Origin of the sequence: Caballeronia humi, assembly GCF_001544475.1 — a bacterium.
Lineage (GTDB): Bacteria > Pseudomonadota > Gammaproteobacteria > Burkholderiales > Burkholderiaceae > Caballeronia > Caballeronia humi.
In genome coordinates this window covers 1-25,739 of the sequence record NZ_FCNW02000067.1, presented here as the reverse complement: position 1 = coordinate 25,739, position 25,739 = coordinate 1, and the positions used below count along the sequence as shown (strand labels likewise).

General features: G+C 59.2%; 24 protein-coding genes and 2 pseudogenes. 17 read left to right on the top strand and 9 right to left on the bottom strand.

Features of this window, described 5'->3' with window-relative positions; all coding sequences use genetic code 11:
• Nucleotides 1-142: 142 nt before the first annotated feature.
• Together AWB65_RS30950 and AWB65_RS30945 are read right to left on the bottom strand one after the other, a co-directional pair.
• Nucleotides 143-1,144 carry a tyrosine-type recombinase/integrase gene (locus tag AWB65_RS30950; RefSeq protein ID WP_235007888.1) on the bottom strand — a complete coding sequence of 334 codons (1,002 nt, stop codon included), beginning with the start codon at nucleotides 1,142-1,144 and terminating at the stop codon, nucleotides 143-145.
• 176 nt (nucleotides 1,145-1,320) lie between these two features.
• Nucleotides 1,321-1,656 carry a hypothetical protein gene (locus tag AWB65_RS30945; RefSeq protein ID WP_087670717.1) on the bottom strand — a complete coding sequence of 112 codons (336 nt, stop codon included), beginning with the start codon at nucleotides 1,654-1,656 and terminating at the stop codon, nucleotides 1,321-1,323.
• A gap of 82 nt (nucleotides 1,657-1,738) precedes the next feature.
• On the opposite strand from AWB65_RS30945, the pseudogene AWB65_RS30940 reads away from it, so the two are divergent.
• The 6 genes and pseudogenes from AWB65_RS30940 to AWB65_RS30915 all read left to right on the top strand — a co-directional run.
• Nucleotides 1,739-2,017: pseudogene (locus AWB65_RS30940) on the top strand (TraM recognition domain-containing protein); the annotation flags it as partial.
• 10 nt (nucleotides 2,018-2,027) lie between these two features.
• The gene (locus tag AWB65_RS30935; RefSeq protein ID WP_087670716.1) at nucleotides 2,028-2,546 is read left to right on the top strand and encodes a hypothetical protein; all 519 of its coding nucleotides are present in this window, start codon (nucleotides 2,028-2,030) and stop codon (nucleotides 2,544-2,546) included.
• Nucleotides 2,503-2,757, top strand: coding sequence for a hypothetical protein (locus tag AWB65_RS30930; protein WP_087670715.1), 255 nt, complete (start codon nucleotides 2,503-2,505; stop codon nucleotides 2,755-2,757). The genes AWB65_RS30935 and AWB65_RS30930 overlap by 44 nt, the downstream gene beginning before the upstream one ends.
• Entirely contained in the window at nucleotides 2,750-3,364 is a 615-nt protein-coding gene (locus AWB65_RS30925; RefSeq protein WP_087670714.1) for an IncC plasmid conjugative DNA transfer DtrJ family protein, read from the top strand. Before AWB65_RS30930 ends, AWB65_RS30925 begins: the two co-directional genes overlap by 8 nt.
• Before the next feature lie 398 nt (nucleotides 3,365-3,762).
• Entirely contained in the window at nucleotides 3,763-4,599 is an 837-nt protein-coding gene (locus tag AWB65_RS30920; RefSeq protein WP_087670713.1) for an ATPase, read from the top strand.
• A gap of 9 nt (nucleotides 4,600-4,608) precedes the next feature.
• Nucleotides 4,609-6,333 carry an ATP-dependent helicase gene (locus tag AWB65_RS30915; protein ID WP_087670712.1) on the top strand — a complete coding sequence of 575 codons (1,725 nt, stop codon included), beginning with the start codon at nucleotides 4,609-4,611 and terminating at the stop codon, nucleotides 6,331-6,333.
• A 552-nt stretch (nucleotides 6,334-6,885) separates the two neighbouring features.
• Here the strand turns inward: AWB65_RS30915 and AWB65_RS30905 are convergent.
• Both AWB65_RS30905 and AWB65_RS30895 read right to left on the bottom strand, forming a co-directional pair.
• On the bottom strand, nucleotides 6,886-7,338 hold the full coding sequence (locus tag AWB65_RS30905; RefSeq protein ID WP_087670710.1) for a bactofilin family protein: 453 nt from the start codon (nucleotides 7,336-7,338) through the stop codon (nucleotides 6,886-6,888).
• Between the two features lie 922 nt (nucleotides 7,339-8,260).
• A complete protein-coding gene (locus tag AWB65_RS30895) occupies nucleotides 8,261-8,857 on the bottom strand; it encodes a DUF1845 domain-containing protein (protein WP_087670708.1) in 597 nt (198 codons plus the stop codon).
• Between the two features lie 677 nt (nucleotides 8,858-9,534).
• On the opposite strand from AWB65_RS30895, the gene AWB65_RS30885 reads away from it, so the two are divergent.
• The 8 genes from AWB65_RS30885 (at nucleotide 9,535) to AWB65_RS35995 (ending at nucleotide 17,271) form a co-directional block, all read left to right on the top strand.
• Nucleotides 9,535-9,804, top strand: a complete 270-nt coding sequence (locus AWB65_RS30885; RefSeq protein ID WP_235007886.1) for a DUF7696 family protein — start codon at nucleotides 9,535-9,537, stop codon at nucleotides 9,802-9,804.
• The gene (locus AWB65_RS30880) at nucleotides 9,801-11,141 is read left to right on the top strand and encodes a recombination directionality factor (protein WP_087670706.1); all 1,341 of its coding nucleotides are present in this window, start codon (nucleotides 9,801-9,803) and stop codon (nucleotides 11,139-11,141) included. The genes AWB65_RS30885 and AWB65_RS30880 overlap by 4 nt, the downstream gene beginning before the upstream one ends.
• Before the next feature lie 168 nt (nucleotides 11,142-11,309).
• The gene (gene ybiA, locus AWB65_RS30875; protein ID WP_087670705.1) at nucleotides 11,310-11,792 is read left to right on the top strand and encodes a riboflavin biosynthesis intermediates N-glycosidase; all 483 of its coding nucleotides are present in this window, start codon (nucleotides 11,310-11,312) and stop codon (nucleotides 11,790-11,792) included.
• Nucleotides 11,793-11,874: 82 nt separating this feature from the next.
• Entirely contained in the window at nucleotides 11,875-13,302 is a 1,428-nt protein-coding gene (locus tag AWB65_RS30870) for a metallophosphoesterase family protein (RefSeq protein ID WP_087670704.1), read from the top strand.
• 228 nt (nucleotides 13,303-13,530) lie between these two features.
• On the top strand, nucleotides 13,531-14,079 hold the full coding sequence (locus AWB65_RS30865; protein ID WP_087670703.1) for a hypothetical protein: 549 nt from the start codon (nucleotides 13,531-13,533) through the stop codon (nucleotides 14,077-14,079).
• Nucleotides 14,067-16,307, top strand: coding sequence for a sbcc family protein (locus AWB65_RS30860; protein ID WP_087670702.1), 2,241 nt, complete (start codon nucleotides 14,067-14,069; stop codon nucleotides 16,305-16,307). Before AWB65_RS30865 ends, AWB65_RS30860 begins: the two co-directional genes overlap by 13 nt.
• A gap of 305 nt (nucleotides 16,308-16,612) precedes the next feature.
• Complete coding sequence (locus tag AWB65_RS30850; protein ID WP_087670700.1) at nucleotides 16,613-16,999, top strand: hypothetical protein; 387 nt, start codon at nucleotides 16,613-16,615, stop codon at nucleotides 16,997-16,999.
• Between the two features lie 80 nt (nucleotides 17,000-17,079).
• Nucleotides 17,080-17,271 (top strand): hypothetical protein, encoded by a 192-nt coding sequence (locus AWB65_RS35995; RefSeq protein ID WP_125474260.1) that lies wholly within the window; start codon nucleotides 17,080-17,082, stop codon nucleotides 17,269-17,271.
• 33 nt (nucleotides 17,272-17,304) lie between these two features.
• On the opposite strand, the gene AWB65_RS30845 is transcribed toward AWB65_RS35995, so the two are convergent.
• Entirely contained in the window at nucleotides 17,305-17,805 is a 501-nt protein-coding gene (locus AWB65_RS30845; protein ID WP_087670699.1) for a hypothetical protein, read from the bottom strand.
• A gap of 105 nt (nucleotides 17,806-17,910) precedes the next feature.
• Nucleotides 17,911-18,870: an SOS response-associated peptidase family protein gene (locus tag AWB65_RS30840; RefSeq protein WP_087670698.1), complete on the bottom strand. Its 960-nt coding sequence runs from the start codon at nucleotides 18,868-18,870 to the stop codon at nucleotides 17,911-17,913.
• 586 nt (nucleotides 18,871-19,456) lie between these two features.
• Here AWB65_RS30840 and AWB65_RS30830 point away from each other — a divergent pair.
• Complete coding sequence (locus AWB65_RS30830; protein ID WP_125474259.1) at nucleotides 19,457-19,960, top strand: Fis family transcriptional regulator; 504 nt, start codon at nucleotides 19,457-19,459, stop codon at nucleotides 19,958-19,960.
• Here AWB65_RS30830 and AWB65_RS30825 read toward each other — a convergent pair.
• Together AWB65_RS30825 and AWB65_RS30820 are read right to left on the bottom strand one after the other, a co-directional pair.
• Nucleotides 19,932-21,410: a UvrD-helicase domain-containing protein gene (locus tag AWB65_RS30825; protein WP_087670696.1), complete on the bottom strand. Its 1,479-nt coding sequence runs from the start codon at nucleotides 21,408-21,410 to the stop codon at nucleotides 19,932-19,934. The genes AWB65_RS30830 and AWB65_RS30825 overlap by 29 nt on opposite strands.
• Before the next feature lie 305 nt (nucleotides 21,411-21,715).
• A complete protein-coding gene (locus AWB65_RS30820) occupies nucleotides 21,716-22,675 on the bottom strand; it encodes a tyrosine-type recombinase/integrase (RefSeq protein ID WP_087670695.1) in 960 nt (319 codons plus the stop codon).
• Nucleotides 22,676-23,427: 752 nt separating this feature from the next.
• Here AWB65_RS30820 and AWB65_RS30815 point away from each other — a divergent pair.
• Both AWB65_RS30815 and AWB65_RS30810 read left to right on the top strand, forming a co-directional pair.
• Nucleotides 23,428-23,943, top strand: coding sequence for an HNH endonuclease (locus AWB65_RS30815; RefSeq protein WP_235007884.1), 516 nt, complete (start codon nucleotides 23,428-23,430; stop codon nucleotides 23,941-23,943).
• Between the two features lie 225 nt (nucleotides 23,944-24,168).
• Nucleotides 24,169-24,371, top strand: a pseudogene (locus AWB65_RS30810) (cold-shock protein).
• A 176-nt stretch (nucleotides 24,372-24,547) separates the two neighbouring features.
• Here the strand turns inward: AWB65_RS30810 and AWB65_RS37945 are convergent.
• A complete protein-coding gene (locus AWB65_RS37945) occupies nucleotides 24,548-25,378 on the bottom strand; it encodes an H-NS family nucleoid-associated regulatory protein (RefSeq protein WP_374729773.1) in 831 nt (276 codons plus the stop codon).
• Nucleotides 25,379-25,739: the final 361 nt, after the last annotated feature.

Here is a 25,739-nt window from a genome sequence, read left to right as displayed (position 1 = left end):
GCGTCGATCTGCGTGCCCGCTCGGCATCGCCAGCGATTGAAGTCCAAGTCCGTCTTTGCTTTAACGATCCATCGATCTCCGTCTTCTCCATCAGAAACCGTTAGCCGCTGTGGAGCCCGGTCGAGCTGATGATTCTTCCGTTTCATCGCATATCTCCTGCAACAAGCAGCGCGTCGATCTCTCGCTCATACCGGTTCAAATGCCTTTCGCCGAGCATATCGAGGCAGTGAACATAGACTGTCGTTGTGGAGATCGACGCATGTCCAAGTCGGTCACGGACCCAAGCGAGGGCATACCCAAGGTTGCGGTTCTGACTCTCTCCATAAAGCTCGTAGGTAGCGAAGGTGTGGCGCAACATGTGCGGCGTCACCTTGAAGTCGAGCACAGCTCGCGCAGGCACGGCCGGCGCCCACAACTTTCGATAGGCGTGACACAGTCCTTTCTCGCTCCAGGGCGCTCCATGTCGGTTCAGGAATACATAAGGACAGGCCGAACCACGCGTCATTCGATAAAGCTTGGCCCGCACCGCTCCTTCGCCGAAGTTCACGAAGTCGAACAGGTCCTTGATGAGCTGCCCGGATGCGTAGATCCGGCGAGGTCTGCCTCCCTTAAGTTTCATGTCGGACGGCGACAGATCGATATGGATTTTGCGAGATCGCCGCTCGGGCGCCGGATCAAAGAGGTATTTCGTCGGAAACGTTCTACATTCTTCGCTGCGCAAGCCGGTCTGAAGCATCAGCTTCGTCATCAACTGGACAGTCCTGCTGTTACAGCTCTCGAGAAGCGCGCGACACTGCTGAGTCGTGAGAAACCGAATGGGCTGTCGAGGTACTCTGGGAAGGGTCGACGCCTTGATCGCATCGCGATGTGATTCGTCTCCAATGCGCGAGAGCTGAACGTCCCAAGGGACATGAGCAATACGTTTGTGCGTCGCGGCCCACTCGTAAAAGCGCATGATTTGCGACAGCCGCTTGCGCACGGTGCTGGGCTGCATGGAATGTCGGTCCGAGTTCGCATCGAGGACGTCGAGCGACCAGTTGCGATAGAGCGCGAGATTCGAGATTTCGCCAAACTCGGCGGAATCGATTGGCAACGCGTCCCAGTCAAGGCCGTTGGCCTCGAGCCACGCGAAGTAGTCGTACATTGCCTCGGCGTAGCTTCTCCACGTCGCCCGACTTCGTGTCCTGCCGTTTTCTAGCGCGACCCACAGAAGATAGTCGGATGCGGGCCCGACCCGTTCCAGATCTTCTGAACAGAGAAAGGGTACGCCGGGGTGCGGCCGTCCTTTGTAGACAAAATCGTGCGTTGTATAGAAAAGCCTCATCCGCGCATCCCACTCGCGCTGTCAAGCGCATCAATGCAAATCTTCACAGATCTGACGAAGTCGAGCCCCATGACATGCGCTGCCAAGTCGATCGCTCCTGCGCCGCCTCTCCCACGCTTTGCCGGCGGCATGAGTTCGTTGACCCACTTTTCATTCGTAAAGACAAACCTAAAATCGCGACCGCCATAGTTCACCTGCACGCGAATGCTGCCGCCTGAATTGGTCGGTCTATATTCGCGATCCAGCTTGCAATACGCGCCAAGGAAACGGAGCAGCACATGAAAGGGTACTGCTCTCGCTGCTTCGATTTCATCGCCAGTCCACGGCCCCATGAAGAGCACTCCTGAACGACACTGGTGGATCGAATATAGGCGATAGACACACCGTTTGTGTAACTGTTACTAGATAACAGTTCAGGTGATTCTAAGATTGGAAGATAGCGACACCGCCAAGTGGTTTTCCGACAAGGTGGGCGAGACGGCGATTCGGGTCGTCAATATATCGAACAGCCTTAATACGACCACGGAAGCCCATGCGCTCGAATTCAGCGGCTCACAGTCGCGGTCGCTTCAGCTTGAGAAGGTGCCATTGATTCCGGTGCGCCTTATCCATAGCTTGCCGAACTTGCAGTACTTCATGCGCATCTCTGGAGGTGCCGTGTACCAGGGTCGAATTCCCATCATCGAAGGCTAAACCTAGAACTATGTCCGCTGCATACAAACACATCATCCGTGATCACAAGTTGTCGCACCGGCTCATCCCGGTCTTCAATGTCGCACCGGATCTCGAGCTCGCCTGCTCTCGCATGGCCGACTTCGTGGGTGAGCGATTCATGGGAGACAAGCGGCCGTTGGCGGCGGAAATGATTGAGTCCGCGCTAGACGGCTACAGGCGCGCCAAGCGCTCCGGCGAACCGTACATCGCGTTCATGCAGGGGCTATTCGAGGGGGCAGAGGCTCTCTACGCACGTCGGTACGTTGCCCGCCGTGGAGAAAAAGTTGAAGTCTGGTGCCCAATGGTCGAGTCGATCACCGCGTTCGAGCAGCGCCATGCCGACTATGAGCTCGAGATGGTCGACGAGCGCTGTCCGGACCACATCACCCAGCGTACCGCAGCCTTCCAACTCGCTTCTCGCGTGCTGCACGGCGAGACCTTCCGCCGCTACTTCGAGGAATATGATGTCGCTCACCGTTACGATCATAGCGAAGCTCTCGGGCGTTGAGCCGCGCACCGCCCGCCGCGCATGCGACATTGCGGTGGCATTCGACGGGAACGTCAACGCGGTCGTGCCGGAGGAGTTCAACCACGGCGCGGGCGCCCGATGTTACGCGTTGGCGACGATTGCTGAATACCGGCCTGCGCTCTTTTGGGGCGGCCTCTCGGCGTTAGTAGCGGTGCCCGCCCTCATGCTGCTAAAGGTTATCCATGGCTAGCCGCTTCGGTTCGCACCTGAAGGTCTGGTTCCTTTTGGTGCCGGTCCTGTCGATCGCCGTGATGCCCGCAGTGCCCGACCGAAAGCTATTCGAGGTACCGGAAGCTGAGACACAGTCGTTGATAGCATCAGTCGGACAGGAGAAAACTGATGCCGCGGTACGCCATGCGAACGAAGTATTCCGCCACGCGTTTGTGGACACCGGCCTGCTGCACAGGACGCTGGCCGCGTCCGGAAACGTCGGCGGTATGAATGATGGCGGCTTCTCATCCTTCGCGCACACGTGGACCGAGAATTTCTGGCTTCTCGCCTATCGCATTGTCTTTCGCGCGATGGTGATGAAGCTCTGGATTCTGGGGACGCTGCTTTTTGCTGTTGGGATGTTTATCGACGGAACCGCTCGTCGAAAAATCAAAGCATCAGCGGCCGGTTTCGTAAGCCCGCTATCTTTCCATTTAGCTAGTCACGGGCTCTTGCTTGTCATGGGCACGCTTCTGGCCGTTCTCGTCGCTCCGTTGCCGGTGCTGGCGGGATATTGGATTGCTACGGCGGCACTGCTCGGTGGTTTGCTGTGGAAAGCCGCGGAGTCGTTTCAATCGGCGCGGTAGAAAGCAATATGTAATCGAAAGCCCGGAATGCTCACAAAAATCAGCGTCTTTGTGGCAAACGGGCTTCATCAAGATAATTCACCCGACCGACAGCCAGCACTGCTGGTCGCGGCATTTCTCAGGGGCCAACTTCTTCGGTCCCGCCTCATCGTTCCATTCGACGGACCTCGGCCCCCTTTTTCTTCGCGAGTCATAGCGCGCCGTGCGTCCTGCGCTGGGGCCGCTCAAACAGGGCTCGTTGCCTGGCCCTGCTGTCGGAAAGACACTCGAAATAATCGCTGTTTCGGACGTTCCCCGGTTCGTCGGCCCGCAACAATGGACCCATAGGCAACGCGCTTTGCTTGCCTGATCCCCCACGATGAAACGGGACCTATGCGGTCCAGACGGAGAAATGGCGAATGAGCACGGTTGTCGAACCCGGCAGTGAAGAGAAGGTTGCGCTGAGTGCACTTGAACAAGGTACGGTCGAGGCGCCGCCCACGACCGACGGCGCGGACGACGGCGAGCTCGAGCGCGAGTTGACGCAGATGGAGGCCGATGCGGACCGCCTCCAAAAGGAAGGCGTCATCTCCACCGACGACGCCGACATGAAACGGGCGGAAGTCGCCAAGACGCGGAAGCTCTTCCGCGACCTGCCTGCCGCTGAGCGTATCGCCATCATTAAGCGCCGCCGTGAGATCGGCCGTCAGTTGCTGGACCGCCAGCTTTCCGGCGCAGCAGTTGTGAGCGCCCGCGTGCGTCTGAACCATACCCGCCTGAAGCCGCTGTTCGAACAATGGTGGCCGTACATCAACCGCATGAGCATCAACATGCAGCGTTTTGGCCGCTCGACCTTCGGCGAGAACGATAAGGAAGTGGTCAACAGCGCGCTGGAGAAGCTGCTCGCAGGCATCGAGACCTACGTCGACGAGCAACTGCGCGTGGCCGAAGGGTTCCGTCAGCAGAAGGAAGCGGAGCTTCGGGCCAACAAAGAATTTGTGTTCGAGCCGACGATTCCTATGCCTGCGATGGATATCGAGGTCGAGGCTTACTCGCGCTTTTCGATGCGCGTGCTTAGCGCGATCATGAAGTTCGACCGGGCGATGGATCACTTCGACTTCATGGTCTGGAACGGCATTCGCGATCAGTCCGACGTCGACGACGAGGCCGTCAACTTTCTCAAACGCTTCAACCCGCTTGGAATTCGCGGGTACATGACGCACCTGAAGCTGATGACGACGGTCCGCGGCAACTAAGGAGGCGCGATGCTGGACGAACTCAATCCCCAGCAACGGGAAGTCGCCCAGTTGCGCCAGCATTGCGTGGCGATCGCCTGCCCGGGCGCGGGCAAGACGAAAACGATCGCCACCAAGGCAGCCCTGCTGCTACAGGACAGTGCCGCGACGGTCGGCGCGGTCACTTTCTCTAAGGATGCCGCGCTCGAATTGCGGGGACGCATTTTGGCGGCTGCCGGCGAGTCCGCAAAGAAGCGGTTGATTGCCGGTACCTTCCATTCGCTCGCCTTCAAGCAACTCAAGCGCCCCGGCGCACGTGCGCTCGATATCGCCTCTGATGGCGACCGGCTTGGCCTGCTCATCCGCGTGATGCAGGAACTCGGCCGTGACGGCAAGGCGGAAGACGTCATTCCAACGATCGAAAAGATCAAAACCAATTTCGGGCGGTGCGACCCGAACACTGCCGACGGCGAGCTGTATCACGCCTATCAGGACGCCCTTGCACGGAACGGCAAGATCGATTTTCAGGACATGCTGCGCCTGGCAGTCGAGGGAATGGAGCAGGGCACCATTGCCCCATACGCGTTCACCTATCTGCTCGTCGACGAGTTTCAGGACACCGACCCGCTGCAGTACCGCTGGATCGAACTGCACGCGCAGGCGGGCTCGATCGTGACGGTCGTGGGCGACGATGACCAGAGCATCTACGCCTTTCGAGAAGCGTTGGGTTATCGCGGCATGGAGTCGTTCATCCAGTCGTTCGCCGCCAAGCCCGTTGTTCTAGGCAGCAACTACCGCTGCCGCGCAGAGATCCTGGGCGCGGCTGACCGCGTAATCCGCAACAACGTCGACCGGATCGCCAAAGTCTTGCGGGCTGAAAAGGGCCACGGGGGTAGCGTGCGAACGTCTCGCCATCCGGACGAATACGAAGAAGCGACGGCGGCGGTTGAGGTGTTCGGACCGCTGCTCGCGAGAGGCCAGTCGTGCGCCATCCTTGCGCGCACCAACCGCATCCTCGATCCGCTCGAGTCCGTCTGCCGCTCACATGGCATCAAGTATTACCGCGCATCGGGCGCTTCGGTGCTCAGCCGCCCGGAGGGCGCGCTGATGTGCAATCTGCTCGAAATCGTCGAGCGCATTAAAGACACCGGTCTCGATGCAGTCCTCGCGCATCTTGGCCTGAGCGCCCAACAGCTACGCGCACTTCACGCTGACATGGGCGCGGAACTGACGCAAAAGGGCCGCGCTGAACTGGTAGAGCTGGGATTGCCAGAGGACGTGGCGACCAACTATCGCGAGTTCATGAAGCGGCTCGCCGAATGGCAAAGCCTGTGCGATCGCAAGTTTTATTCGCTGACGCTCTCAGGCGTGGCGGAATGGATGCTGAAGTACGCGAAGAAGGATTCCGCAATTCGCGCGGTCCAGGCGACGAACGACGTGCTGTCACGCTTGTCAGGCAGTTTCGCCGAGCGGCTGCTCTTCCTGCGCCAGCACAACAATGAGCCGACGCCGGGGGCGCTAATCCTAACGACGATGCACAGTTCGAAAGGGCTGGAATGGGATCACGTCTGGATCGCGCGCAGCGAGGAGACGATCGTGCCGGACCCGAAGTCCACGGAACCAGAGGAGCGGCGGCTGTTCTATGTGGCCATGACGCGCGCTCGTGAATCGTTGATGATCTCCGGCACCTCCAAGAACTTTGAATCACGCTTCGTCGTTGAAGCCCAGCTTCTGCCAGTCGCCGCGGCAGCTTGAGTTTCGCAGCTTCGCGGAATCCCACGACGAGGTTATTCGGCGGGCAACAGAAATAGCCCCTCGGAGATCCGGTATTGCGTCGTCCCGCGCGGGGCTGAGACCAGCACGCTCGGCCCAGTGCTCATGCCCCTCGGTCCGGCGCTCAAAATGTGTGAGCCCGGCTGCAAGTAGATCCTCGCTGCCTCGCTCGTATCGACGTCGCACAAAAAGAAAAAGCCCGCTATAGGCGGGCTGAAGTGCATATCGGCGCGATAACAGAACGAGCTAGTCTGGCTTCGTTCCTTCAACGTTTAGGCTGCAAAGCTCGTTTGTACATCGCAAAAGGTAAGCAGGACGGTTCCAGTGTGGCGTACCAGCGGGCATCGAGTGGCTATTCACGAGTCGTCCGGTATCGAGCATGCAGAAGCAGTGGCCTTCGAAAGCGGCCTCTTGCGCGGCCGCGTCCCACGTCGCAGTGAGAAAGTCGAAGATCGGTTCAGTGGGTTTCACGGTCGGAATAAAGCAGGGCTAACTTCGCCTGTTATCGGCAAGTTTTCAAACTCATTGAGTCACTTACGCCATCGCCCGCGAAATGTCGGTCACGTTCGGTTCCGTGCGTTCGTCGGCGGGCCTTTCTGCTGCTCGCTGAGTCCCGATCGATGCTTGATCCTGCTCCGACTCGGCTTCGATCGTGAGCATTCGCGCGACGCGCTTGAGCGTCCCATTAAGCGCCGCACGCGGGCCCAGGCGGATGGTGCCGCAATAGAAGATGTCGCCAGATACTTGGCCGTTGATCTCAAGTGACCCGCGCGCATGTACGTCGCCATCGACGCGCCCGTCGATGCGAACGTGCTCGCCCTGTGCCATGCCTTTGACGAGGCCGCCCTCGCCAATGTGCAAGAGACCCTCCGTTGAGATGATGCCGCCGGCAAGCAAGCCGAAGCACGAGATGCCGTGATTCACGACCATGTCGCCGGTGATCGCGCATCCGCGCGCGATGAGCGTGATATTGAGTTCGGTTTTCATGGTGTCGATTCCTTAAAACATTTGCACTTCGTTTGAGCCGGGGCGGTTCGCAGGTGCCGACTTCTTGCTTGTTGCCGATCCGGTATCGCCATCGCTTACTTGGTCATCGCGCGAATGCGAGCGGTGGCGGTAGTTGTGCGTACGGGTGGGGGCCGCGTTCTGTTGCGATCCATGTTCATCGGCGGCCGGCTGTGCCACAGGTTGCGCAGGCGTCACTGAAACCGCGGGCTTTGCGGACGCCTGACTAGCCACCTCCGTCTCGCGACGCGCCTGATGAATAGGTGAGGCAGCCGCGCGTTGCGCGTCGTCTGAGACTGGAGGGGTCGGCTTGGCAGGAGCTGCGCTCGGTGCGGGCCCGCCCGGCGCACCTAACGAACTTTTGAACTGGTCAGCCGTTAGGCCGATCGAGGCAGCAGGAGCGACGTCTTTCCCTGTCAGCACCGGAGCGAGCGCTACCGGATGAGGCGGCTCTGCATCGATCGGGCGGGTCGCTGCAGCGACTGGCTGTCCTTCCGTTGCTGCCCGTTCGCTCTGGTCAGATTGCGGTTGAGCGACCGTCTTCTGCTGGTTGTGCGAGGAGGGCGCGCCCACGGACTTGTACAACGACGCGGCTCCCATACCCGCCATAGCCACGACGGCGGCGATGGCGACTGCGACGAGGCTTCGGCGCGCGACAGGCACCGCCTTCGGGAGGCGCACTTTGAACGTGGGTGTTCTAGCGTCTGCCGTCAGATCGGCCGGCGCCGGGAGCGCAGCGAGCTGCCGCGGCAAGTCAATGGTCATTGAGTCCGGTGCGAACTGCGCATGCAGTCGTTGAATTTCGCGTAAGTCCATGCGGGTCCTCTTATCGTTGCGTTAGGTCGAACATAACCAGCGCCGGTGCTAGTCAAGCCGCGAGCGTATGAACGCCTAAAAGCGGTAATCAGTGGGTTTGGCCAGGCTCGGGAAGTAAGATGCCTTCTGGCGCGAATCGGTCGTTGTCGAAGATGCAGAGGTAAGCGATCTTCTTGATGCGCGCCTGAGCGGCTTCCAACGTGCCCTGGCGAGCTTCTGACCCCAACGACCGAGCGATGAGCGCGCCCATCGTCAGTAAGAAGAGTTGGTCGTAAATGGTGAGCAGGCGCACCAGTCGACCCGACATCGCATGCTTGATCTCAAGCGTGACGAACTCCGGATAGCTGGGTGTCTGCCTCTTTGGCAGATCATTGGCCCAGGCCATCGCTTTACGAAACCAGCCTTCAGCGACCCGAAATTCAGATTCGATAGCGATGAGCTTCCCTCCGCGAGCGACGGTCATCTTCGCAGCTGCGAAATTGAAGTCGCCGCGCAGAAACTCCCGCGCGAAGCCCGAATGGTAAGGCAACTCGGTCTTGGCCAGCGTATCGGCGTTGATCCGCGCTAGGCGAGTATCGTTAGTCAGGCGATCGAGCCTGCGAAGCCCGCCTTCGCCCTTCGACGTTGGCGCGGGTGCGCTCGGGTTCGGCTCTGCTTCGGGTGTTTCCATATCGGTGACAGCCATGATCGTTTTCGTATGTCTGTGTTCTCTCTCACATAAGATTTTCATTGCTCAGGCAAGAGTCAAGGCGGCGAAAGCTACGTCAAATTCGAGAGCTTTCCGCCGCATCAAAGTTGCAATTACCCGGATACTCAACTCCATTCCCCGCGTCACCGACGCATCGACCTCGACTCCAAGCCCGGAGTCCATCTTTTTTTTTCTGCAAGTCGTGCCCGCCTCGTGCGTTGGCATGCGCCGACCGGATAGCTACCGGTGTGGATATCTTCCTTGTGCTGAGTGTGCTCGCTACACACTCCCCAATTTCAGCCGTAATACTCGTACCTCGGGCCGCATTAATTTGCGCCGGTACATCGTTCGAACCCGGGTTTTCGGGTGTTCTCTCTCCAGAGCCTGATCTGGGTAGAACGATCGAAGTTGGCTGATCCGTGATTCCTGCGGCGGAAGTAATTCCGAAAAGGGCTGTTGCGCGGCGTGACCCTGCTGCGCGAGAACGACTTTACGTTCTCTGACCGAGCGACACCGGCTTATGCCGGCCGCTCGCTGCACGCCACGTCCCCGGAAGGGACGTGGCGCGTAGGTCTCTATATCGATTTCACGAAGCTCGCTCCCTCACCGGAGCGGGCTTTTTTTTCGTCTGTCGCTTCCTGCGGCCGGACCTTTCTCAACGGAGGTGCTGTTCCATGTTGTTGCCCGACCGCCTCAATCAACGTATCGCCGAGGCCATCACGCATCAAATCAATACCGAGCGGGAGCAGGCGGACACCACGTCCCCCGTTTGGCGTGAGCGGTGCGAAGTAGCCCGAGTCGCGATGTTCAGCGACGCAGAGCGCGCTGTCTTCATTCCCCATATCAGCGAACGTCGCGGAAGTGCGGCAGCCCGAGAGATGCAATCTCAGGCCGAATCACTGCGGACCAACGGCATCTTCTTTCTTGCAAGGAAACCCTCATGAACGCAGTTGTTCAGATGTTCGATCACGCGCCGCGTAGCCTCGTTGAAGAACGAGCTATCCGCCCGCCCACGATTGGTAAGATCCGACCCGGTATCAAAGTGCTCACGCGGACGCACCAGGCCAACGAAAAAGCTGTCAAGCTCTACAACGACATGGTGGCAGCGGGTGACTCGTTCGAAGCCATTGGCAAGGTGCTGGAAACGTCGTTGAAGCTGCGCAACGCACTGGTTCCTAGAAACGTCGACTACTTCGTGTGCAGACGCTCGGATTTCTCGAACCCGGACACGGCTGACGAGATCCTCCGTCTGTATGGCGAAGATCGCGGTCAAGGGTTGCGGCTCTACCGTTTCCCGATCATGTTCGCGTTCGACGACTGGCTGCGCAATGTGCCTAACCAAATGGCCGCATACACGACAGCCGGGCGACAGTACTTCTCGGAGTACGACCGTGACGGTAAGCGCTACTGCAAGACGTACGCACCGGTCGAGCGCAACGCACGCGCACAGCGGGCACGTCGCTCGTTCGGTGGGCGACTTGTCGTTCACCGGCAAGATGACGACATTCCCGATGGCGTCTGCGATCCCCACGTCTGTCCGCAGTATCAGGACCGCAAGTGCAACCTGACCGCGAACTTCCTGTTCGCTGTTCCCGACGTGAAGGGGCTTGGCCTGGTTGAACTGCCGACCAACTCCATCTACGTGCTGCAGAAGGCCTATTCGGCGATGCAGACCGTGGCATTGGCGCGCGGCAGGCTTACCGGCACGCGCTTTTGGCTCTCGAAGAAGGAGTTCGACATCACACGCATCGACGACAGCGGCCAAGCCGTGCGTCAGAAGCAGATGTTGACGGTGCTCGATGCCGACATTGACCTGGGCGCGCTGCTGGATGGCGCGGACGAAGCTCAACCGGCGCTCGATGCTGCCAGTCGCGCAGTCGCGCTGCTGGAGTCGGACGGGACGGTACAGTCAATCGGCGATCCGCCTCATCAGCCCGAGCAGCGGCAGTCGGAGGACGAACGGGCACGCGATGGCTCATCATCGGTCGTTCACAACGAAGATAACCGCGATGGCAGCAGCGACGACGACTCGCCCGATCCCAATGAGACGCTGGAGGACAAGCGTCACCGAATGTCGGACCTGTTGCATCGTCTCGGCCTCAGCCAGCCAGAGCGACAGAACGGCTTTCGCAAATACGCGCACCAGACGTACGGTCGCGGCTGGATCGAGCGCATCGCTGATGTCGATGCGATGAACGCGCGTTTGAAAAACGCGCTCGACGATCCCGCGTCGCTTGACGTCGAAATTCAGGACGCGATTGCACAAGCTGCTTACGTCTAACCTTGGCCAGTCCCCCTTGTGGGGGCTGGCACCCTTTTTTCTACGTTCGCGCATGAGAGCATTTCAGCAAGAACCGCTTGCTCAAATGTTTTCGACCGCGCTGTACCTGCGCATCGAATCCCGTCCGCTTCGGCGGCCCATCTACTTATTCACGCGAAGGAGCTTCCGATGCGTAGAGTCGGCAACTTCACGCTGTTCTTCGGCGCTGAAGATGCTTTTAGCAACTGGCATCCTTGCCGCTTTTCCTATCACGGCGTCGATTTCCGCTCGGTAGAACAGTTCATGATGTTCTCCAAAGCCAAGCTGTTCGGCGACGAGGAGATCGCTGAAGCTGTGCTCGCCACCCATCTGCCGAAGGAACAAAAAGAACTCGGCCGCAAGGTCCGTGGCTTCGACCTCGACACGTGGAAAGCAAAGCGCGAGTCGATCGTCTACGTCGGATGCCGCGAGAAGTTCGCACAGCATCCCGGCCTGCGGACGTTGTTGCTTGCAACCGCACCGACAGAGCTTGTCGAAGCCAGTCCATACGATCTCATCTGGGGCGTGGGCTTGGGCGAGCACCATCCTGACATCACGGACAAATCGAAGTGGCGTGGCCAGAACCTCCTGGGCCAAGCACTGATGAAAGTTCGCGACACCCTCACTTCTTAAATGTCTTTCGAGCGCGCCCTCGTAGCGCATCGACACTCACTGGCTACCTTCGGGTGGCCTTTTTCATTTATAGGAGACGACTTTGAAAATCGCTCATTTTTCCGACTTGCACTACGCGCCAGGAAACGTCGAAGAGTCGGACCGGTGTTTTGGCTTTGGCATCGACCACGCCGTTCTCGCTCACGCCGATGTCGCGGTGATCTCGGGCGACGCGACGGATCATCGTCTCGATGCCCATGCGCCTTCGTTGCACCGCCTTGCACGGCGGATCAATGGGCTGAGCGGCAGTATGCCGGTCTTGATGCTGCAGGGTACGTTCTCACATGAGCCGCCGGGCACGCTGCGCAATTTTGAACTGATGGCAACGACGCATCAGATCTATGTGGCGGAACGTGTTCAGCAGGTAAGCCTGCATGAAGGACGGTTCTATCCCTCGAGCGGTCCGGTGTACTCCGACGAGGAGCTACGCGAGGTGCTCGCTATCGGCGCCGACGTCGTGTTCACCTGCTTGCCCACGGTCAACAAAGGTCAATTGGCGGCCGCGGTCGGTGCCAAGGAAGCCGGGACGGGTCTTGAAGCGGTGCTGGGTGACTATCTGACCGTTGCAGGGCGCGTCAACCAGCAGCTTCGTGCAGCAGGCATTCGAACTGTCGGGGTTTCACACGGCACGGTCAACGGTTGTACGACCGAGCACGGCGTGACGATGGCGGGGTTCGACCACGAGTTTTCGCTTGGCAGTGTGTTCGAGGCTGAATGCGATGCTTTCATGCTTGGACACATCCACAAAGCGCAGCAGTGGGAACGAGCGGGCCGCGTCGTGGCCTACCCCGGTTCCATCGGGCGATTCCACTACGGTGAGGAAGGCGACAAGGGCTTTCTGATGTGGAATGTTGAGGTGGGAAGCGCACAAGCCGATCTGGTCGTTACGCCTTCGCGGCAGACGATCTGCGTCGACTTTGACGGACCGCCCGACATGCAACGCCTGACGGCAATCGCGCTCGATGCGACAGACAAGTTCGTGCGAGTTCGTTGGCAGGTCGACGACGAGCACAAACAGTCAGTGGACCGTGACGCGATTGCGGCGCTGTTCGGCAATGCGGCAGAGTTGAAGGTCGAAGCTCGCATTCTTCCTGTTGTCCGCTCACGCGCCCAAGGCATCAGCCTCGAAACGTCGATTGATCGAAAGCTCGAGCGCTGGTGTGAGCACACCGATGTCGATCCGGCGCCCTTGCTGGACCGGCTCCAGTTGCTGGAAACCGGGGATGCCGAGGCAATCGCCGCTGGCGTATTGGCTCGACTGAGCGAAGCAGACGCGGCGCATCCGTTCGCAACTGACGGGATATCCGCGTTGTCGAGCATGTCCGGGCCTGCGGGGGTGACTGTCCACGAAGCTCCGGATGACGATGCCGGCGAGGAGGCACTACCGATGCCCGATGCGACGGTGGAAATCATCGAGTCGGCTTCGGCAGGTCCGCTTTCGTGGCTCAACGATGATTTGTTCGCGGCGTAGCTAGCCGCGTATGCAGGGGAGGCCAGTACGGCTCCTTTGCCTGGGCACGCAAGCCGTGTTCCGATAGGCGACTGTCATCGTCGCTATCGAAACAGAGGTTTCACCGCGTCTTTGACGCATCGATTCGTAGTGGCAGGACCTTTCTCCAGCAGTTCATTTTTTTCTTTCACCCTGGCGGGGAGCGATCCCTACCGGGGCCGCATTCCGCCCACCATAACGGAGTGAATCATGTTTGGTCTTTATCCCGCTGGCCCGAACTGGGTCCGCATTTTTGCGTTGGGCGACTGCTCATCGCGTGATCTTCAAAAGTCGTTAGTCGATTTGGCTGGCTTTACCGCTGCCATTCAGCATCAGCCGTTCGGCCAGTACCGCGGCGCAGTGCTGGCGCAGTTCGGTCAGACACTGTTGCTGTTCGCCACAACGCCCGGCGCGTGTGAGGTTGCTATCACGCCCACGGTTGAGATGCAGCACCTTCTATGGTCGTATCAGGAAGGCTATGCAAGCCAGTGGTCGGCTGCTGAGATCCGTAGCCTCACCGGGCATAGCGGTTGGTCCGAGCTTCTGACGAACGCGCGTCGCGAGTTCGGCAGAGTCTGTGACAACGTGGCGGCCGCACTAGATGGGACGCTTCAAGCGCCCAAAGCAGCGGTGCGCGCGGTGCCGTCGATCGTCATGAACGAGCCGTTTCCCAACGAGGACGACGACGCGTTCTACTCGCAGATGGCCGCGATGTCGGCGTCGATGAGCGTGTCGGAGGATCTGTCATGCGGCCTCTGAAACTGACACTGGAAGGCTTCGTTGGCGTGCGCGATGGCATGAAGCGCGAGAGCGTGACGCTCGATCTGGAAGCGTTGCCGGGTGGCCTGATTGCCTTGACCGGCCCAAACGGGACGGGCAAGACCACGATTATGGACAACTTGCATCCGTATCCGATCATGCCGTCGCGTGCGTCGAAGCTGTCAGTCGATGCATTCTCGTACTGGGCTCACATTTCCGGCACCAGTGCGCTGAAAGAACTCGAATGGGAGCACGACGGCATCCGCTATCGCTCGTCCTTTACGTTCCGCAAGCCCGGCAAGACAGGCAAGGCGGAGTATTACCTTGCTTATCGCGGCGTCGACGGTACGTGGCGTCCGGTGTCGCTGCCTGACGGAACGGTGTCGGACGGGAAGACGGAGTCGTATAACCGCTGTGTCGAGGCGATCAACGGTTCGTTGGAGACGTTTTTCACGAGCGTGTTCTCGGCTCAGAACCGGCGGCCGCTCGCGTCCTACGGTGCGGGCGAAATCAAGACGCTGCTGGCTGAACTCCTTGGCATCGACCACTTGAAGGCATTGTCGGCGAAAGCCGGTGAGGTCGCGAAGGTGCTCGGCAAGTCGCTCGAAGGCATCCAGACTGAGCTTGGCGCGTTGGCCGGAAAGCGGCAACGGAAAGCCGACGCTGAGCAGTCGATCGTCGCGCAGGGCAACACCTTGCGTGCCGCTCGGGAGCAACGCGATGCCGCGCTTGAGCGGGCGAGCAAGCTGACTCAGGAGCGGGCAACGCTTGCGGCCAAGCAGAGTGAATCGACCACGACCGAGGCGCGCCTGCGAGAGCTGGGCGTGCGCCGCGACGACTTGGGCCGTGCCATGAAAAGCGCGGCCGACGACGAGCAAGCAGCAGCGGTTCGCTGCCAGCAACGCGTCGCCGTGCTCGGTCGGACGGTGGCCACGCACCAAGCCACGCTGGCTCGCCGTGACGCCATCCTGGGTGCGGCAGCCAAGCGCGAAGAGGCCGAGTTGGCGATTGCGCTTGAGGAAGCGAGGTTTGCCCCTTTGCAGCGCGACATTGCCGACTTGGAGATCAAACGCGCGACGCTGACGACGCTCGATGCAACGCTTACCAGCTTGATGAGCCAGGGCACGACGAAAGCCGCCCACTTTGACACATTGAGCAAGCAGGCGGCGGTGGTGGATCAGGTGCCTTGTGTCGGTCATCCGATGCACGCGCAATGTCCGCTCCTTACGCAGGCGTTGCAGGCAAAAGCGCAAGCGGAAGAGCAGCGTGTGTCGGTTGCGAATCTTCGCGCGGAGTATCGCGAGAAGAAAGCGCAGGCGGACGCCTTGGTGCGGGTACCGGCAGAGCTTGCTGCGACCAAACCGCTCTTGGATGCCGCCGTATCGGGACTCGAAGCCGCTCGAGCCGAGTTGCGCTCGATCACTGAGGAAAGTACGGCCCGAACCGCCAAATATCAGTCTAAAAAGACGCGTATCGCAGCGGAGGTTGCGCGCATCACCGAGGAGGTGAGCCGACTGGCCGCCGTTGACGTCACAGCCGCGATGGCGAGATTGGACCGTGACATCGCAGCGAACCGGGAGACCGTCGCGGCACTTGATGGTCGGATCGAGCAATCGATCCGCTCGCAGAGTGTCCTGCAGGCCGAAGCGGAAGCCTTGGCGTTGGAGTTGGAGAAGTTCTCGGCCACGCAGTCGCGTGCCGGTCGCCTCTCCGACGAGATCGCGCGGTGGAAGCTGCTCGCTAAGGGTCTGGGCAACGACGGCGTGATCGCGCTGACCATCGATGACGCAGGCCCGGCGCTCACGCATACCGTCAACGAGCTACTGCTCGCGTGTTACGGCATGCGCTTCACGGTTGAGATCCGCACGCAGCGCACGCTCGCGAGCGGTGAACTACGAGAGGGTTTCGAGATCCTCGTTCACGACGCCGAGTCCGACAGCAGCAAGTCGGTGTCCGTCATGTCCGGCGGTCAGAAGGTCTGGATCAACGAGTGCCTCACGCGGGGCATCGCGCTCTATCTCGCGCAGAACACTGGTCAGCCTTATCAGACCTTGTTCAGCGACGAGTCAGACGGCCCGCTCGATCCCGAGCGCAAAGTGCAGTTCATGCGAATGAAGCGCGAGGTGCTGCGCCAAGGCGGGTATCAGCGAGAGTTTTTCATCTCACAGACGCCGGAACTTGTCGCGGAAGCCGACGCGGTCATCGACGTACAGGCGCTTGCCGCCTGATTTTTTATCAACCCTTGTGGGGAGTTGCCCCCCAAGGGTCGCTTCCCGTTTCCCTCCTTTCTCGCGCCCTTCGGCGCTGTCCACTATGGCAAACCTCTTGATGCTGCTGCTCGCGGCAGCCGGCAGTCCGTCCCACTCGCAAGCGGTGCCTCACCTGCCGCCAGCGCAACACGCTGCACCGGCTACTGCGCAATCGCAGCCGCCGCGCCGGCCGTACCTGCGTCGCGCGTCTGCGTTCGATACCGGCCGTTTGCGTCGCATCTGATAGCGGCTCTTTTTCTTTCATTTTTTCACTGGAGCCTTATATGGCCTATTCCTGCACCGATTTCGCCGACGACGTACTCAATGACATGGTGATCCGAAGCTGGATCAAGCCCGAGCAGTACGGGCCTGACGACACGCAAGCGCAGTGCGATGCGGTGTTGGGCGCGATTAGCGACGCTGATGTGTCGCTGCGCCTCGCCGCTGACGCGAAGCAGTTTCTTGCGGAACTGCTGGATGCCGTCGAAACGCTAACGTCCACCGCCGGACAGCATGGAGCGCTCGTGCTGGCGAACGTCGTCTATCTGCAGACGGCGATCTTGAAGGGCGGTGTGATCGAACTTACGCGCGAAGAAGCGGAGGACTTTGCTTTCATCAGAGGACTGCCTTCGGGCGAACGGTGGTGGAAGCATGTGAGCGAAGTCGAGTGATTCGCGTCAGATAGTTCTCTTAACTCCTGCGGGTATGCGGTCCGCCGGGGCCGCTCCGCGCGTCTGTTTGTGGAGCATGAATGTCTACTTTTGAAGCAGCAAAGCTCGGTGCAGTGCCTGGGCGTTTCACGGATCTCGAAGCGGCGGTGAACTACATCGCCGGTTCCCCGACTCGTGACAACGAAGTACGACCGTGGATCCGGAATGTCGATACCAATGCGTTCGTCGTCATTGGCGGCAGAGTTCAGCTGCCGAAAGGAGGGCCGCGATGACTGGTACCATTTTGTCCGACGTCATCCGCTTCATCAAAAGTTCTGAGCGAACGGATTGATAGGTTGGACGCTCTTTCGGTCCCTGACGCGCTCCAGCATCTGGCATTTCCCCCAATCGGCAACGAGAGACTCCAGTCCACGGACCACATTCGATTCGATTGCTTGTAGCCCAGCGTCGCCTTGAAAATTGGCACTGAACGCGGAGTGAAAGCGATATTGGAAGTACGCTGACACCTCTTGAACGCGGTGCATGGTGCCTGAGTCCGTGAACATCACAGACTCAGGCGAGAACGGGTCGTAGTAGATGATATGGGGGTAGCTTGTCTGGACCGCTACTCGGGGTTCTTCACTGACGAGCAGCGAGCCGAGCAATTGGATTGACCCTTTCATCCCCTTCGGCGTTTTGAATACCCAGATGCGCTTAGGTAACCGCTCTGAAAGTTCCAAAATCTTTGTGCTGTTCGAGCCGAAATAGCCGACTTGACCGTTCTTCAAGTCTTGTTCAAGTTTTTGCGAATAATAGAAAATGTCCATTCAATGCCTGCTTCTCGATGCTTGGATTATCCGTTGCTTGGTCGCCGTCGCTATATTACCAACAGCCGTTTTCGTCGCATAAAAACACTTCGGAGGGGGGCGACGCTACGCTGCGAGCCGGTGTTCGTAGTACGGCCTGTCCTTGTCATCAAGAATCGTGTGCAGCGCATCTCGATTCAATGCGTCCGCATGCAACCACGCCTCAACGTTCTCCGGTCTGATTGGTACGATGCACCGATCGTGACCGGCTGCTGCGACCTCAACTGGAGGTTCGTCAGTGATAGCCGCAAACGACAGCAAGTCCGGCAAATCCGGCGCGCTCCAACGAGACCACAGGCAGGCGACCAACATCAACTGGCCGTTACTCGGACGAAATTCCAGCACGACGTTTTCGTCTTTGTCGTGTGACTCGAGTAACGTTCCCTCCCACTTCGCCTTGCTGACGTTTTCGTAAAACACATCGACAAGCAATACGCCGTGTGTGTGACCGAACAACGGCTTCCAGAAGCCTTCGAGATTATCGCGCCGCGCATTGTAGGTGCCCGGAAATTTGATGTCGTAGTTTGCTGGCTTGCCAGCAATGCGACATTGGTAGCGCATCGGCTTAACGACGTATTTCCCATTCTCGACGACGAGGACCGGGGCATAGTGGCCTGGGAAGATGCGCGAGTCACGCGGTTCGGGGATCGTCCGGTTGAGGTCGTTGAGGCGACGCAGCGAAGCCTCAATCTTGTCGGTCGCAATTCGCTTGCTTTCGGTCGCGGCCTTCGTTATTTTTGTTTGCAGAGTGCGTTCGGCATCGGCAAGCCGCGTCCGTTGCTTGAAGAGGTCCTGTTCGAGCTTGGTCGCCTGCTCAGCGTTGTATTGGTCGATGAACTCTTTTATCTGACGTTCCTCGTCCGTCCGCGGAGCACTGAACGCGTCATCCATCGCCTTTGGGATTTTCGCTTTGCTGCCTTCGGTTCGCTCCCAGTAAAGGCGAGCGAATTCGCGGACGTCCATGTGAGCGCCGAACATCTTCACATACTTGCGATAGTCTGCTTCAATTTGAGCCGAATAACACATACATTGCTCCATAGGCTGAGCGTCAATCGACTTATTACATACCAAAATCTACATTTCAGGGTTGGGAAAGTCGCCCTTGACGCAGAAGCGGAACAAAAAGGCGGCTGTGCACAAAAAAGCGGCGGAGAAATCGCCACGACGCAGCCGCCGCATCCGCCCATTGCGCATCCGCGTGACGAGGATGACGCGTAACAATCACGCGAGTGATATGGGCTGCTGGAACGCCGCGCGCGCGTCATCGCACCATAAACGGCACCTGGCGAGATGCCACCCGTTATTGAGCCTCAGCTGGTCACGCTGGTGGAACGCCGCCCGACGGACGGCGACTGGTCCTACGAAATCAAATTCGATGGCTACCGAATGCTCGCGCGCTTGGAAGACGGCGTCGTCAATCTCATCAAACGAAACGGACATGACTGGACCTTCAGGCTGCCTCGCCTTCGGGAGGCGCTCCTGTCGCAATCCAATTCCGATCGGCAGGTCTGCACGCGTTCACATCCAACAGACGTACGGCGGCGCACGGCAGCAGGAAAATCCGGTAGCTAGCGTTTGGTAACATGGCGAATGGCTCTATCGGCAAACCATTATGCCAATCTCGAAGAAACGCAGATCGGCCAAAGCGCCGCGCGACAGATCAAAAGTCTTGTTACTGCCGATGCCTCGGCACGATTCGGATGCGATGTCCCTGCGTTCGCGGCTCGCATTCGAGGCAATGCGCGCCCAACGCGCCACAGCGAGAGACGTCAGGCAGGTCGCACAGGCGGTGTTGCTTACTGGGTTCATGACAGAGGTGGGGCATGGCTTGCTCGAACTCCCCTTCCTTGAAGAAGTCGAGAAAGAAGTACTTGCGCTACTGGAGCGAGGAAGGGCAGTCGACGACTGGATCATGCCCGAAACGCTTCTTGAAAGGCTACCCGCTGTCATCAACGAGCACGACCGGCAATTGAGGGAAGTGCGCCTCGGGGTGGTGAAGGCGGCTTGCGAACGCCTTGACAGAATGGTGACCTCCGCCATCGCCCGATCCGAAGAGCGCGTTGAATCACCGGCGAGTCCCTTCGAGGCTAATTCTGTGCAGCAAAGGGGGCGCTGAACAGTCTCAGCAATTGATCCCGTAGATCGGAGATATCGAGCACGTGTTGCGCGCGGGTCAAAGCCACGTAGAGGAGGCGCAATTCATCCTCGTCCATTGTCAGGCGGCCATCCATCATCTTGAAGCGGAAGTCATTGACAACTCTCACCCGCTTCCATTCGAGCCCCTTTGCACGATGTACCGTCGAGACGACGTAATCAGCCTGGCCTTCGGGCGTCACACGCTGAGCTAGAGCGCGCAGATAATGGGTGCCACGACCGTCGACGATTTCGACAATCGGCCGCAGATCTTGGCCGAGCGCGCTGCGTGCGAACGACTGGGCTTCCTTCCAGTTCTCGAACAATGACAACGCAGTCGGACGAAACGCTCTGCGGCCGGCGAGCAACTGATCCGCCCCGTCGGCGAACGCGACGATCTCGTTCGCGTTCATGCGAATCGCAGGCCGATGGCCCATCTCAATACCGGCCGCGAACTGCCAGATCGCTGTCGCATTTTTGCGGCAAAGCACGGCGTCCACAGGGGGCGCAATAGAAGGGTCCTCGACCATGATCGAGCCGATACCGGACTGGCCCCGTATGGGCGTAGTTTCTCCAAGTAAGGCCAAAACGCGGCTCGCGAGTGCAGCGAACGTTGGGCCGAAGCGAAACGATTCGGTGAGCGGCCGCTCCGGCGCGATGATCTGTGCCATCGCATTGACCGCGCCGCGCCACTCGTAAATCTGCTGGTAGGGGTCTCCGACATAGATGATCTGCGCGTGTCGCTGCTGCGACAAAACGGAGAGCATAACGCCATCGCTGTCCTGCGCCTCGTCGAACAAGATGAAGTCCGCGTCGATGCGAGGATTGCTCCGTGCCCACACCTTCAAATAAACATCCGGCTGTATGGCGCTGCGCCCGCGCGGATCGATGCTCTCGCTCCAAAGTCGTGTTACATGGGGCGCAAGAAGGGCACGCAGCCAGTCAGCAGCGTCCTCGCGCACTTTTTCATCCACCGGGACGTGAAAAGCCCGCGGGGATTCGTCGGGCGAGCGACAAAACCTACCCAGACCGTCTGAGATCATCCGGCCAATCTCAAACGGCGCAACCTCGACAGCCTTTCCGGTGATGGTAGGCACCTCGATTGCCCCAAGTCCGTAGCGAGCGGCAAGCTCGTGAGGAGGCTCCGACGGCAGGTTGATGCGCGCGGTGAGGCGAGACGGGGCGCCGGCGTAGGCAAGTGAGTGCACCGTGCGTGCAGCTACATTTGCCGGAAAACCTCGACGCGCAGACTCAGCGATCTCTTTGTTGAAAGCGAGGTAGCTCCCGCGTCGATAGCCGAGATGATGGGCAACCAGTCGAAGCGTGGACGTTTTGCCGGCGCCGGCATACGCCTTGACCTTCAGATCGTCGCCGCTACTTGCGGCGGTCACGACGGCTTCCTGCTCGGCCGTAGGTTTGAAGGTGGTGGCCACGATGAGCCCTTCCGAGAAAAGCGACAGTGTGCCGGAAGTTCAGCAAATGGGCGCTTTCCGAGGCGAGGGCCGCCCCCCGCGACCCATTCACGAACACGAGCGCAAACAATCCTGTACGTAAGTACGCTTAAAAAGCGACCCTATTGTCATGCTCATCGACATATTCGCGTTGTCGTCCATCTCGTGGCTTGTCTCGAGCATCGGTCCTGCTGCCCAAACGCTGTTGCGGCCCGTCTCGGACGAGCGTGAGCGAACATCGATGGTCTGCGCTCGAGAGCCTGATTTCGTTGCGAGCCCGAATGAAGTCACCCGATCTCGCTATCCATAGATTCATATTCACACTCAGGCGATGCAAAGGATGGGTCAAGTGTCTGCCGCAGTCGCACACTGGTGCGATGACTGGACAGGCCCAGCAGGTTGGCGACCTCTTCGTCAGTGCGGCCCGCATGGAGATGGCGGCGTGCGTAGGTATTTCTTAAAAGTCGTGGGCTCATATCTGCGGCCGTGATTTCCAGCGTCTGCAACGCCAGCCGCACGCATTTTCCGAGCGTGTCGTCCTTCATCGGCTTACCGGCGGCGGTCGCCAGAAATAGCCACTCACTTTGACAGGCCAGCTTCGCTCGCGCGTCGTGGTACTCCCTCAGCACGTGGAGCGAGAAAGCATCGAGCGGAACTCGGCGAGCGATCCGCGGACCGCGCTTTTGCACTGACACGTCCGGCCGGATGTCATGAATATCGAGGTCGGAAAGGCGGAGGTAACGGCATTCGGCGGCCGTGATGCCGGCGCCCAGCAAGATCGCAACAATGGCTGTGTTACGAAGCGCTTTAAAGTCCATTCCCGGCTGCGGGCGGCAAGCCGATTGCAACCGACCATCATCCGCAAGCGAAAGGTAGATTGGCGTGGGTTCGTCCTCGGGCCACGACTCTGCGGCGAGCATCTGAGCCGCAGGGTTAGCCGAGCGCAGTTCCATGGCGACAAGATACCGAACGAGCCGGTCGATGAGCTTCAGGTATCTCAGCCGTGTCGTTGTGCCCGGCGAACAATCTCTCGCGAGTTCTTCAAAAAATCCATCGATGTGATCTGATCCGAACGTCGTCAGCGTCTGCGCATGGGCGACAAGGAATCGATTAAAGCGCGCAAACATCGCACAGTGTTGAACGATGGATCGTTCGGCGAAAGCTCGGCGATCAGCGCCGGCGGCTTCGGTGCGCTGCCACTGCGCATACGCGGCTTCAGGATCAATCGTCCAGAGTGCCAGGGTCATAAATCGATATACTGAATTGGCAATCTCGTCAGGATACCCGAAGCTGACGCTTCGCAAATACAGATTCGCTGTCAAGGTACGCGTAGTCAGGCGATCAAGACCGGAACGCCTACTAGCATTGTTTAAGACGGGCGTTTTGGAACGATTACTTTGTGCGCGAGAGCTCATCGGAGCGGCTCGATTGCGCTGCATTCTTTGCTTGGCGAGGAGACGAGGGGAACCTTGAACGGGACGTACGCCCTGCGTTCATTGCCGAGGCGTCAGCTGCAACGTCTCGTCCAAGGAGTGAACTCGTCACCGTGCCAACCTTGCTTTACAACGTGTGGAGACCAGCGATCAGCAATCAGCAATGGACTTAGCGACGATAGTCTGAGAACTGTGAGCCACTCTGGCACCGCGGTGGGGCTTTCCGGTGGCCGCCCTGCGCTAGGAAGCCCTTCGAGGACCCCGAAACCAGTGTGTGTGGCATCTCGACGATCGCAGCCGAGGAACTCAAGGAAGATGCAGAAGAGCTTTTCGGCCTAAAACTAACGAAGATTGATCGTGCTGGAGCGCAGGCGGCGTGAGGTCACCTCGTTCGGAACGTCGGCGCATCCGAGGTCCACACGGAGATCTTGCTTACTACGCTCGAGGATGAACGCCACACCGACGACACGGGCGACTCGCGCTTCAATCGGGGTATTGTCTGCGGGGCAAGCGCCGTGCTAACGTTTGGGACTATTCCAGTAACGTCAGTTTGCCTCGATATCATCTTGCTCGACGACTTGCACACATTTGGCGACCCTGCTCTGCAGCGAGATGTCTTTGTGATCGATGCCTCAGGTAATGCCCTCGCCATGTGCACTCGGATTCGGGCGCAACAACTGCTTGAACGCGACCGCGCGAGCCTCGTGCAGATCGATCCGTTCACGATTCGCATCGAGCGAGCGAGTTCCGCTTTGCCGAGCGCAGCGGATCATGGGAACACTGCGCCCGCGCTTCAAACGTCTAAGAAGCGGAAGAAACGGCAAGCCACCATACGTCGGCTTTTGCGACGCGATGGCAATACTTGTTTTTACTGCGGACTCAAGATGAGCGAAGAGGAGGCAACTATCGAGCATTTTGTCGCCCTTGCTTCGGGCGGACCGGACCATCCGGACAATTTGGCGCTCGCACACGCAAATTGCAATCTCCGCGCTGGGAGTTTGAGCGCCGTTGCAAAGGTGCGGCTTCGCTCACGAATCCTGCGCCAGTTTGCAGAAAACGACTCGCAATTCGGAGAACGTTGAGAGCAGCGATGCCGCGTGGCTGGCGCCCGCGATTCAGCTTCAATCTGTATCCGGGTGACCCGGGTGTGTCGAGGACTGTGACGATGCGACGTTATTCCAACTAGAGAAGCTTCCGATTGAGAGTCGGGGCGGCGGCATGCTAAAACATTGCTGCGGTGATGAAGCTGGACCGTCGTCGCGCAATTCCATTCAGCGTGATTCGTTATCTGTAGAGGTGTAGCAAAAATGGCAACCGGTACTGTGAAGTGGTTCAATGATGCAAAGGGATATGGTTTCATCACGCCGGATGGAGGTGGCGAGGATCTGTTCGCGCACTTTCCAAAATTCAAGGCAGTGGCTTCAAGTCGCTGCTGGAAAATCAAAAAGTGAGTTTCGAAATCAAGCAGGGACCCAAGGGAAAGCAGGCCTCGACGATTCAGCCGCTGTAATGGCCCGACGTCGATAGTCGAGAGCGGCCCCGTGCGGGCCGCTCTTTTGTTCAGCAAGGCCGCGCCTGCCCATTTCGTCTTGAGACGGCGCGGGGCAGTTGCGGGGAAGTCAAAAGCAGCGTAGCTGGTGATAGCTCCGAGCGCGCCCGAGCTTCCCCGTCAACAGTTTGCCAAGTTTAGGCTGTCGCCTCTCCGCCACTCGGCGGTGCCACCGGCGGCGTCATATGGGCGTCAGCACCGCGCGTATCAGGCGCTGCGACACTTGCTTCAGCGGCCAAACGTTCAGTGCGCGCCTCTGCCGCTGAAGCACGCTTGGACGCGGTTTTTCCCGCGCGGGTCTTTGCCGATACCGCCTTCTTCGCCACGGACTTCGTAGACGCAGCAGCCTTCTTCGCCACAGACTTCTTAACCGCCGCCTTTTTTGCAACGGTTTTTTTGGCGACTGCCTTCGTCGCGGCAGTCTTCGTCGCGGCGGTCTTTGTTGCGGCAGTCTTTGTCGCGGGAGCGGGCGCGGCCGTAGACTTCGCCTTCTTCGCTGCGACCTTCCGGCTGGCCTTTTTTGCAACCGGCTGTGTGGTGCTGGACTTTTTCGTCGCAGCGACGCTCGATGCCGGGGCGCTGGTTGAAGACGCGCTCGCCTTCACTGACGCACGCTTCTTGGCCGCCGGTTGGCTCGCCAAGCGCTTCGTCGATGCTCCGTCCGTCGCTCCGTTCGTCGTAGTGGAAGTTGCAGTTGTCTCTGCCGAGCTGCCGTCGATGAGGAACTTAGTCCGGTCCCTGACCTTAGCGATCCACGCCGGGGGGCGTGCCCAGCCGCTCCAGGTTTGGCCGGTCTTCGGATTGCGGTACTTAGCCGGCAGTTTCCCCTTGGCTGCTGACGACGATTTGGATGAGGTTCGCGTAGTCTGCGCGGATTTCTGCGATAGGGCACCGCGCGGCCGCCCTTTGCGCGCCGAGCTTTTCTGATGAGCGTCGATGTCTGCGGATGTCAGATTGTGTTGAGCCATCAAAGCATGGATGTCATCAAGTATTGCGCGCGAGCGCTTAGCGGTCAGCGCGTCGGCTTGAGTCTGCAGTTTCTTCATTTTTTCTTTGATTTGTTCAAGGGTTGCCATGAGCGGTCTCCTTAATGGTCATGCCCCGAACTATGCCACTATTTGTCAATAAGGCGAAGCGCTTAGCACCATTTAGCGTGAGGTTTCGCTTATTTGTTCCTGCCTTTGCTTCTGAATGAGCTGCACACGATTGCATTAGGGCAATGCTGAAAAAGGTCAACGCATCAGGGTGGCAGGCCGTTTATATTGAATGAGACAAAAGACCCTAGCGATGGCAGCAGATCAAGGCGCCGGCTTCGAGCAGTATCGTCGG